7 protein-coding genes are annotated in these 8,933 nt (G+C 71.5%); 4 read left to right on the top strand and 3 right to left on the bottom strand.

What is annotated here, in order from left to right; all coding sequences use genetic code 11:
* Together ACFW2E_RS23550 and glgX are read right to left on the bottom strand one after the other, a co-directional pair.
* Window positions 1–1,049: alpha-amylase family glycosyl hydrolase (locus ACFW2E_RS23550; RefSeq protein WP_384469050.1), on the bottom strand; the 1,049-nt coding region annotated here is incomplete at its 3' end.
* A 365-nt stretch (window positions 1,050–1,414) separates the two neighbouring features.
* Window positions 1,415–3,532, bottom strand: a complete 2,118-nt coding sequence (glgX, locus tag ACFW2E_RS23545; RefSeq protein ID WP_384469049.1) for a glycogen debranching protein GlgX — start codon at window positions 3,530–3,532, stop codon at window positions 1,415–1,417.
* 182 nt (window positions 3,533–3,714) lie between these two features.
* Here glgX and ACFW2E_RS23540 point away from each other — a divergent pair, with 182 nt between their 5' ends.
* The 4 genes from ACFW2E_RS23540 to ACFW2E_RS23525 all read left to right on the top strand — a co-directional run bounded on the left by ACFW2E_RS23540 (window position 3,715) and on the right by ACFW2E_RS23525 (window position 8,066).
* A complete protein-coding gene (locus ACFW2E_RS23540) occupies window positions 3,715–4,521 on the top strand; it encodes a Tat pathway signal sequence domain protein (protein ID WP_384469048.1) in 807 nt (268 codons plus the stop codon).
* Between the two features lie 55 nt (window positions 4,522–4,576).
* Window positions 4,577–5,896 (top strand): copper amine oxidase, encoded by a 1,320-nt coding sequence (locus tag ACFW2E_RS23535; protein ID WP_384469047.1) that lies wholly within the window; start codon window positions 4,577–4,579, stop codon window positions 5,894–5,896.
* 103 nt (window positions 5,897–5,999) lie between these two features.
* Window positions 6,000–7,238 carry an SAV2148 family HEPN domain-containing protein gene (locus ACFW2E_RS23530; protein WP_384469046.1) on the top strand — a complete coding sequence of 413 codons (1,239 nt, stop codon included), beginning with the start codon at window positions 6,000–6,002 and terminating at the stop codon, window positions 7,236–7,238.
* Between the two features lie 102 nt (window positions 7,239–7,340).
* The gene (locus ACFW2E_RS23525; RefSeq protein WP_384469045.1) at window positions 7,341–8,066 is read left to right on the top strand and encodes a 3'-5' exonuclease; all 726 of its coding nucleotides are present in this window, start codon (window positions 7,341–7,343) and stop codon (window positions 8,064–8,066) included.
* 101 nt (window positions 8,067–8,167) lie between these two features.
* Here ACFW2E_RS23525 and ACFW2E_RS23520 read toward each other — a convergent pair.
* On the bottom strand, window positions 8,168–8,933 hold a 766-nt coding region (locus ACFW2E_RS23520; protein ID WP_384469044.1), incomplete at its 5' end, for a phosphotransferase.

The following is an 8,933-nucleotide window of genomic DNA, read 5'->3' as shown; positions in this document are numbered from 1 at the left end:
CGGTCCATCTCGGCGGCCAGCTCGTGCGTGAGCACCTTGTATGCCGCCCGCCGCACGGTGGCCTGCCAGTCGCCGCCCCGGTCCGTCCGCGGCGCCGCGAACCGCCGGTACTGTCCGAGCAGTTCACCGGCTCCCGAGGGATCCGTGAACAGCCCGTCCACCTGCCGGAGGGCGTCGTAGCCGGTGGTGCCCGCGACGGGCCACGAGGCCGGGAGGCGCTCCCCGTCGGCCAGGATCTTCTCGACGACCGTCCAGCGGCCGCCCGTCGCCGCGTGCAGCCGCGTCAGATAGCCGTCGGGGTCGGCGAGGCCGTCCGGATGGTCGATGCGCAGCCCGTCGACCACGCCCTCGTGCAGCAGCCGCAGAATCGTGCCGTGCGTGGCCTCGAAGACCTCCGGGTCCTCCACCCGCACCCCGATCAGCTCCGAGATGCTGAAGAAGCGCCGGTAGTTGAGTTCCGTACGGGCCAGGCGCCACCACACGGGCCGGTACCACTGTGCGTCCAGGAGCCGTGGCAGCGGAAGCTTCTCGGTGCCCTCACGGAGCGGGATCACGTGGTCGTGGTAGCGCAGCACGTCCCCGTCGACCGCGAGCCGGCCGATCTCCTCGCCGAGCGGGCCGCCGAGCACCGGCAGGAGCACCTGTCCGTCCTGTGCCCGCCAGTCGATGTCGAACCAGCGTGCGTACGGAGACTCGGGGCCCTCCCGCAGCACCTCCCACAGGGCGCGGTTGTGGCGCGGGGACATGGCCATGTGGTTGGGCACGATGTCCACCACCAGCCCCAGACCGTGCTCCCGCGCGGTGCGCGACAGCGCGCGCAGGCCCTCCTCCCCGCCGAGTTCGCCGCGCACGCGCGCGTGGTCCACCACGTCGTAGCCGTGCGTGGAGCCCGGGACGGACTCCAGGACGGGGGACAGATGCAGGTGGGAGACGCCGAGCGACGCCAGGTACGGGACGGCGGCCGCCGCGGCCGCGAACGGGAACGCGGGCTGCAGCTGCAACCGGTAGGTGGCCGTCGGCACCGGGGGGTCGGGTCGCTCAGGTGTCATGCAGACCTACGTACCCATCCCGCCGTGCTTCGTGTCATCACGCCCCGCAGGTGGCCCACGCGCGCGAGCGGCATTCGAGCCGGAAGCCCGCACGCGCGCGGACGACGAGCCCCGGAGCACCGCCCTGGGCCCCGGCGTCGAATCCCCGCCTGCACCGCGACGCCATGCACGCTCGCCCATGCCCTTCGCACAGGGGGACCCCGCTCGCCGCACCGGGCCCCGACCCGGGTACATCCAGTACGAGGGCCGGGGCCCGGCGCGCCGGGAGCACGCTCGCCCGATCTCCCGGCTTCGCTCGAGCAAGGGGCCCCATGGCGCCGCAGGGCCCGCCCTTCGGGCGGACGACGGGGATGTGACGACTGCACCTACGCCGGCCGCCGCAGCACCGTCAGGCTCCGGTCCACCAGGGTCAGGCGCTCCCCGGCCTCCACCTTCGGCCCCGTCCCCGGCGGCACGCCGTCGACGCGGGCGGTGTCGACCACGACCTGCCACTGCCGGCCGTGGTTCACCGGCACCACGAAGTCCAGGGATCCCGGCGAGGCGTTGAACATCAGCAGGAACGAGTCGTCGCCGATGCGCTCCCCGCGCGGGCCGGGCTCGGAGATGGCGTTGCCGTTGAGGAACACCGAGAGCGCCGAAGCCCGCGCCGAGTCCCAGTCCCGCTGGGTCATCTCCTCACCCTCCGGGGTGAACCAGGCGATGTCGGAGAGCTCGTCGTGCGTCCCCTCCACCGGCCGGCCGTGGAAGAAGCGCCGTCTGCGGAAGACAGGGTGGTCCTTGCGCAGCCACACCATCGCGCGCGTGAAGTCGAGCAGTTCGCCCCCGTGCCCGTCGGGATCGGGCCAATGGAGCCAGGACAGCTCGTTGTCCTGGCAGTAGGCGTTGTTGTTGCCGCGCTGGGTGCGCGCGAACTCGTCCCCGTGGCTGATCATCGGCACGCCCTGGGACAGCATCAGCGTCGCGACGAAGTTCCGCATCTGACGGGCGCGCAGCGTCCGCACGCCGGGGTCGTCGGTGTCGCCCTCCGCGCCGCAGTTCCACGACCGGTTGTGGCTCTCGCCGTCCCGGCCCTCCTCGCCGTTGGCCAGGTTGTGCTTGTCGTTGTAGGACACCAGGTCGTGCAGGGTGAACCCGTCGTGGCAGGTCACGAAGTTGATCGAGGCCAGCGGCCGCCGCCCGTCGTCCTGGTAGAGGTCCGACGAGCCGGTCAGCCGGGACGCGAACTCGGCCAGCGCGCGCGGCTCGCCCCGCCACAGGTCCCGTACCGTGTCGCGGTACTTCCCGTTCCACTCGGTCCACAGCGGCGGGAAGTTGCCCACCTGGTAGCCGCCCTCGCCCACGTCCCACGGCTCGGCGATCAGCTTGACCTGGGAGACCACCGGGTCCTGCTGCACCAGGTCGAAGAACGACGACAGCCGGTCCACTTCGTGGAACTGCCGGGCCAGGGTCGCCGCGAGGTCGAAGCGGAAGCCGTCGACGTGCATCTCGGTGACCCAGTAGCGCAGTGAGTCCATGATCATCTGCAGGACGTGCGGGGACCGCATGAGCAGCGAGTTCCCGGTGCCCGTGGTGTCCATGTAGTAGCGCGGATCGCTCGTGAGGCGGTAGTACGACGGGTTGTCCAGGCCCCGGAAGGACAGCGTCGGGCCCAGGTGGTTGCCCTCGGCGGTGTGGTTGTAGACCACGTCCAGGATGACCTCGATCCCGGCCTCGTGCAGCGCCCGGACAGCCGACTTGAACTCCAGCACCTGCTGGCCGCGGTCGCCCCAGGAGGCGTACGCGTTGTGCGGGGCGAAGAAGCCGATGGTGTTGTAGCCCCAGTAGTTGTTCAGACCCATGTCGACCAGGCGGTGGTCGTTCACGAACTGGTGCACCGGCATCAGCTCCAGAGCCGTGACACCGAGCTGCGTCAGATGCTCGACGACCGCCGGGTGCGCGAGACCCGCGTAGGTGCCGCGCAGCTCCTCGGGGAGCCCCGGGTGGCGCATGGTGAGGCCCTTCACATGGGCCTCGTAGATCACGGTGTGGTGGTACTCGGTCCGCGGCCGCCGGTCGTCGCCCCAGTCGAAGTACGGGTTGACCACGACCGACGTCATGGTCTGCGGGGCCGAGTCCAGGTCGTTGCGCTTCTCCGGCGCGTCGAAGTGGTAGCCGTACACCTCCTCGCCCCACCGGACCGACCCGCCGACCGCCTTCGCGTACGGGTCGAGCAGCAGCTTCGCGGAGTTGCAGCGCAGTCCGCGCCCGGGGTCGTACGGGCCGTGCACCCGGAACCCGTACCGCTGCCCCGGCATGACGCCCGGCAGGTAGGCGTGCCGCACGAACGCGTCGCTCTCCCGCAGTTCCACCGCCGTCTCCGAGCCGTCGTCGTGCAGCAGACACAGCTCTACTCGGTCCGCGGCCTCCGTGAAGACCGCGAAGTTGGTTCCGGCGCCGTCGTATGTGGCGCCGAGCGGATACGCCTCTCCAGGCCAGACCTGCATGGACACGACTCTTCCAGTTGTCCCGCGCCGCTGGGGCTCCTTGACCATGAGTCTGCCCGAAACTGATGGAACCCCCTGTGACTTACGTCCCTCTTATCTCCCGACCAGTGCATACAGAGGTATGCCGAATCCAGTGGGGCAGACACGTACTCCCGGGGCCACAGGGGGAGTAGGGGGAAGATGTGCGCAAGCTAGTGCACCGCCATCTGGGCAAGGTGGTGGCGGGTGCGGCCATAGCGGTGGCCGGGACCGCCGTGATGGTCGGGATCACCCTGCCGGGAACGGCAGGGGCGGACGAGTCGGGAGGGGCCGGCCGGAGCGCCCAGCAGCCGGGCCAGGGGCAGGACGCGACCGAGGCCGGGCCGGGCGTCGTCCAGAAGGCGCCGGCCGAGGGCGACAAGGGCAAGGGCCGCGACCCGCTGACCGACGACGAGATCAAGCGGGTCGAGCGGATCGCCGCGACCGGGCAGCAGCTCGCCTCGGGTGAGAACGTCGAGGGCAACCGCGGTCCGCAGCGCCTCACCGTCGACCTCGCCGACCCGGACGCCGACGAACTGGACGACCCGAACGCGCCCCGCCGCGCGGACGTGACGTTCTACGACTACCGGAACGACACCCTGGTCACCAAGACCGTGGACCTCGACACCGGGAAGGTCGTGCAGACCGGCACCCAGCACGGCGTCCAGCCGCCGATGAGCCGTGCCGAGAACGCCGAGGCGGCCAGGATCCTGATCGCCGACCCGCTCGGTGCCGGACTCAAGGCCGACTACAAGGACGCCACGGGCCAGGAGCTCACCTCGCCGGACCAGCTGCTGTTCAACGGCGCGGTGTACCGGGCCGCCCCGGGTGCCCAGCCCGCCGTGCTCGACAAGTGCGGCGAACACCGGTGCGTGCGGCTGTTCCCGAAGGTCAAGAACGGCCCCTGGATCGACGCCAGGTCGCTGATCATCGACCTGAGCGCCCGCAAGGTCGCCAAGCTCGGCCGTTGAGCCGCCGTCGGTTCACCTTTCCAACTTGCATCTCCTTCAAGGGAGTCACTTCGTCATGCGCGTGATCAGAAACAGCCGTGCCCGCACGCGGGCGGCGGTGGGTCTGTCGGTGGCGGCCCTGGCCGCCGGTGCGACGACCGGTGCGGCGCCCGCGGTCGCCCAGCCGAGGACGGCGGCAGCGGCGGCCGCCGACTGCAGTGCCGCCTACAAGATCGAGCAGAAGCTCTCCAGCGGCACGACCTGGCGGATGTGCTGGCGCTACGACAGCAAGGCCGGCCTCGTCCTGGAGAACGTCTCCTACCAGCCCAAGGGCGAGACCAAGCCGATCAAGGTCCTCAACAACGCCCGGCTCGCCCAGATCGACGTCCCCTACGACGACGGCAGCGTCGAGTACGACGACCTGACCGGCTTCGGCTTCGCACAGGGCCTGGTGAACCTGGCTCCGGGCGAGTGCCCCGGCGGCACGATCAAGAGCGTCAAGGTCCCGGACGCCTGGGACCCACAGCATCCCGACGTCAACGGCCTGTGCACGACGACCCGTTCGCGTGGTCACGCCTACCGCATGCAGGGCGACAGCGCCAACAAGGTCTACCAGGCCCAGGGCAAGGACCTCCTGGTCTACACGGTCAACCAGGTCGGCTGGTACGAGTACATGACCGAGTGGCGCTTCCAGGACGACGGCACGATCAACATGAACGTCGGCGCCACCGGCAGCCTCTCCTACGAGGACTACGACGCCGGCGACGGCCGTGGCTGGCCCATCGGCAAGGGCGCCAAGGCCTACGCCACCAGCCACAGCCACAACGTCTTCTGGCGGCTGGACTTCGGCCTCGACGGCTCCTCCAAGGGGAAGGTCGAGCAGTACGACTCGGCGGTCAGTGCCCCCGCGCAGGGCCAGGAGGCGCCGACCAACAAGACCACCCGTACCAAGGTCACCAAGGAACTCGCGGGCGACTACAAGACCTACCGCTGGTGGCGGATGGTCAGCGCGACCGGCAAGAACAAGGACGGTCACGCACGTTCGTACGAGATCGTCCCCGGCCCGACCACCAAGTACCCGGGCCGCAGCTTCACCAAGCACGACGTGTACTTCACCGAGTACAACAAGTGCGAGCAGTTCGCCAGCAACAACCCCGGCAACTGCCCCGCCGGAGCGGGCAAGTCCGTCGACAAGTGGGTCAACGGCCAGACGCTCACGCACCCGGTGGTCTGGATGAACGTGGGCTTCCACCACATCGCCCGGGACGAGGACCAGCAGCCGATGCCGGTCCACTGGCAGGGATTCTCCATCGCCCCGCGCGACGTCACGGCTATGAATCCGCTCACTCCGGACGAGCTCGCGTGGCAGAACGGCCACTGGCGGCCGCGCAGTTGAGAAACGACCCTGTCCATCCGGCTGCACCGCCGACCGCTCCCGGAGTACCCTTCCTTGATCGTTGGGACGGGGAGAGCTCGGGGGAGCGGAAGGCGGTGCACGGGTGGGCTCGGGAGGGCTGGAGCTGCCCCCTGGTGACGAGGGTCACGAGGGAAACTCCACAGACGTCCCGCCCGGCGCGGTGTCTCTGGCGCGGCCGATGGACGCCGGTGCCATCGGGCCGGAACTGGACTGGGACACCGACGCCTGGCTCGAGGTGCGCCCGCGGGCGCAGCGGGCCGGCCGGGCCTACATCTGGCTGAACCTCGTCGAGCAGCGGCTGCGCGCGGTCGTGGCCGCCGTTCTGCGTCCGATCTACGAACCCGTCCACGGCGACGAGTGGGTGGTCGCCGCGGCCGGCCCCGCCGGACAGGAGTGGGTGCAGCGGGCGGTCGCCGTACGTGAGGTGAGCCGCCGCAAGGGCTACTTGCTCGACCCGGCCGACGACAACGTCCTCAGCTTCCTGACGCTGCCCCAGCTGCGCGAGCTGATGGTGCAGCACTGGCCGTGCTTCGAGCCCTACTTCGACGAGCGCCGGGACGTAGAACTCGCCCTGGACGAGCTCGAGGTGACCCGCAACGTGGTCTCCCGCAACCGGGCCCTGTCCGAGGCCGTCCTGAACCAGGCCGAACGCGCCTCCGCCCGGCTGCTGGAGATGCTGGGAGCGGGCGGCGACGTGCCGTCCGCGCGCCGGCTGCCCGTCGACGCCGTCGAGGACCTGGTCGGGGACCGGTACGCCGATGTGGTCGCCGTGCACCCCGACCGGGTGCGGCTGCTGCGCCAGTTCCCCGCCGAGGACATCTTCGGCGGCGCCCGCCGCCTCGACGCCATCGGCATAGGCCTCAACCTGCTCGTGCAGAACTTCTCCGGGCGGCGACTGGTGCGGCTTGCCGAGTCCGGCTGCCGGGTGCGGCTGCTCTTCCTGAACCCGGCCTCCAGCGCGGTGAAGCGGCGCGAACGCGAACTCGGGATGAAACGGGGCGAACTGGCTCGCTCCGTCGAGATGAACATCCTGCACATGCGCCGGGTGCGGTCCCGGCTCCGGGATCCCGGCGCCTTCGAGATCCAGGTGTACGACGAGACCCCGCGCTTCACGGCCTACATGGTGGACGGCGACGGCGCGGACGGTGTCGCCGTGGTGCAGTCCTATCTGCGCGGCGCGCGCGGGATGGAGGTGCCGGTGCTGGTGCTGCGCAACGGGGGCCGTGTGGTCAAGCCGGGCAGTGTGGACGAAGGCGGACTCTTCCCGACCTACCGCGAGGAGTTCGACCTGAACTGGGCGGATTCGCGACCCGTGTCCTGAACCGTCCCCGGGCGCAGGCGGAACGCGGTCCTCGCATTGTCAGTGGCCCGTGCGATCGTGGAGACCACTGGGGGAAAGCACCACCAAGAAGGGGGGCCGCCCATGGGCTGGCACCGGGAGCTGCTGATCGGCTTCGACCTGGAGACGACCGGGACCGATCCGCGCGAGGCGCGCATCGTCACGGGGGCCGTGATCGAGGTCAGGGCCGGGCGGCCCATAGGGCGCCGGGAGTGGCTGGCGGACCCGGGCGTGGAGATCCCGGCCGACGCCGTCGCCGTGCACGGCATCAGCAACGAGCGCGCGGCGGCCGAGGGCCGGCCGGCCGACCGGGTCGCGGACGCCATCGCGGACGTCCTCACGGGTTACTGGAAGTCGGGCGTGCCCGTCGTCGCCTACAACGCCGCCTTCGACCTCACCCTGCTCTCCGCCGAACTGCGGAGGCACGACCTGCCGTCCCTGTCCGACCGCCTGGGCGGCACCGACCCGGCCCCGGTCGTCGACCCGTACACCATCGACCGCCGGGTCGACCGCTACCGCCGGGGCAAGCGCAACCTCGAAGCCGTCTGCGCGGAGTACGGCATCGCCCTCGACTCCGCCCACGAAGCCTCCGCCGACGCCCTGGCCGCGGCCCGTCTGGCCTGCGCGATAGCCGAGCGCCACCCCAAGATCGCGGCCCTCGGCCCGGCGGAACTCCACCGCCGCCAGATCGAGTGGTACGCCGAGTGGGCGGCGGACTTCCAGGCGTTCCTGCGCCGCAAGGGCGACCAGGACGCGGTGATCGACGGCACGTGGCCCCTGCGTGAACTGATGGAGAGCCGGCCCGCGTAGCCCAGGGGCACACGACCCGTGCGACGGCGGGCAGTCGTGCCGCCCCGGGCGGCACGGGCGGGCACGGCGGCACGCTGCCGGCACCGGGCCGCGCAGCCGCCTCAGAACGGATACCACCGCACCGTCTCGTCCCCGTCCCGCAGCGACGCCACCCGGCGCCGGAACTCCGCCAGTGCCTTGGGGTCGGCCGGGGCGTGCTGGGCGACCCAGGCGCAGCTCGCGGTCTCCCGGGCGCCCCGCAGCACCGAGCAGCCCGCCCACTCGCGCACGTCCCAGCCGTACGTCTCGGTGAAGGAGTCGTACGCCCCGGCGGGCAGTCCGTAGCGGTCGCGGGACAGGGCCATCACGACCAGGTCGTGCTCGCGCAGATCGGCGGAGAAGGTCTCCATGTCGACCAGCACCGGGCCGTCGGGACCGATGTGCACATTGCGCGGCAGCGCGTCGCCGTGGATCGGGCCCGGCGTCAGGTGCGGGGTGAGCGCGGCGGCGGCCGACGCGAAGCCGTCCCGCCGCTCGCGCAGATACGCGGCGTCCGCCGGGTCGATCACGTCGCCCGCGAGCCGCAGCCAGCGTTCCACACCCCCCAGCAGTTCGCGTGGCGGCAGGGCGAAGGACGGAGTGGGCAGCACATGCACCAGCCGTAGCAGTTCGGCCAAATCGCGTGGCTCGGCGGGTCGTACGGAATCGGGCAGCCGGTGCCACACGGTCACCGGGTGTCCCTCCACCAGCAGCGCCCCGGGCGCGGGCGCCCCGACCCCCCGCCCCCCCCCCCCGGCCCCCCCGCCCGCCCCCCCCCGCGCGCGCCCGGCCCCGGCCCGCCCCCCCGCGGCCCGGCCCCCCCGGCCGCCCCCGGGCCCCGCGGCGGCC

The sequence above is a fragment of the Streptomyces sp. NPDC058964 genome (assembly GCF_042741275.1).
In the GTDB taxonomy this organism is placed as follows: Bacteria; Actinomycetota; Actinomycetes; order Streptomycetales; family Streptomycetaceae; genus Streptomyces.
Note: the sequence above shows the minus strand (reverse complement) of the source record. Positions and strands in the feature narration are given on the sequence as shown.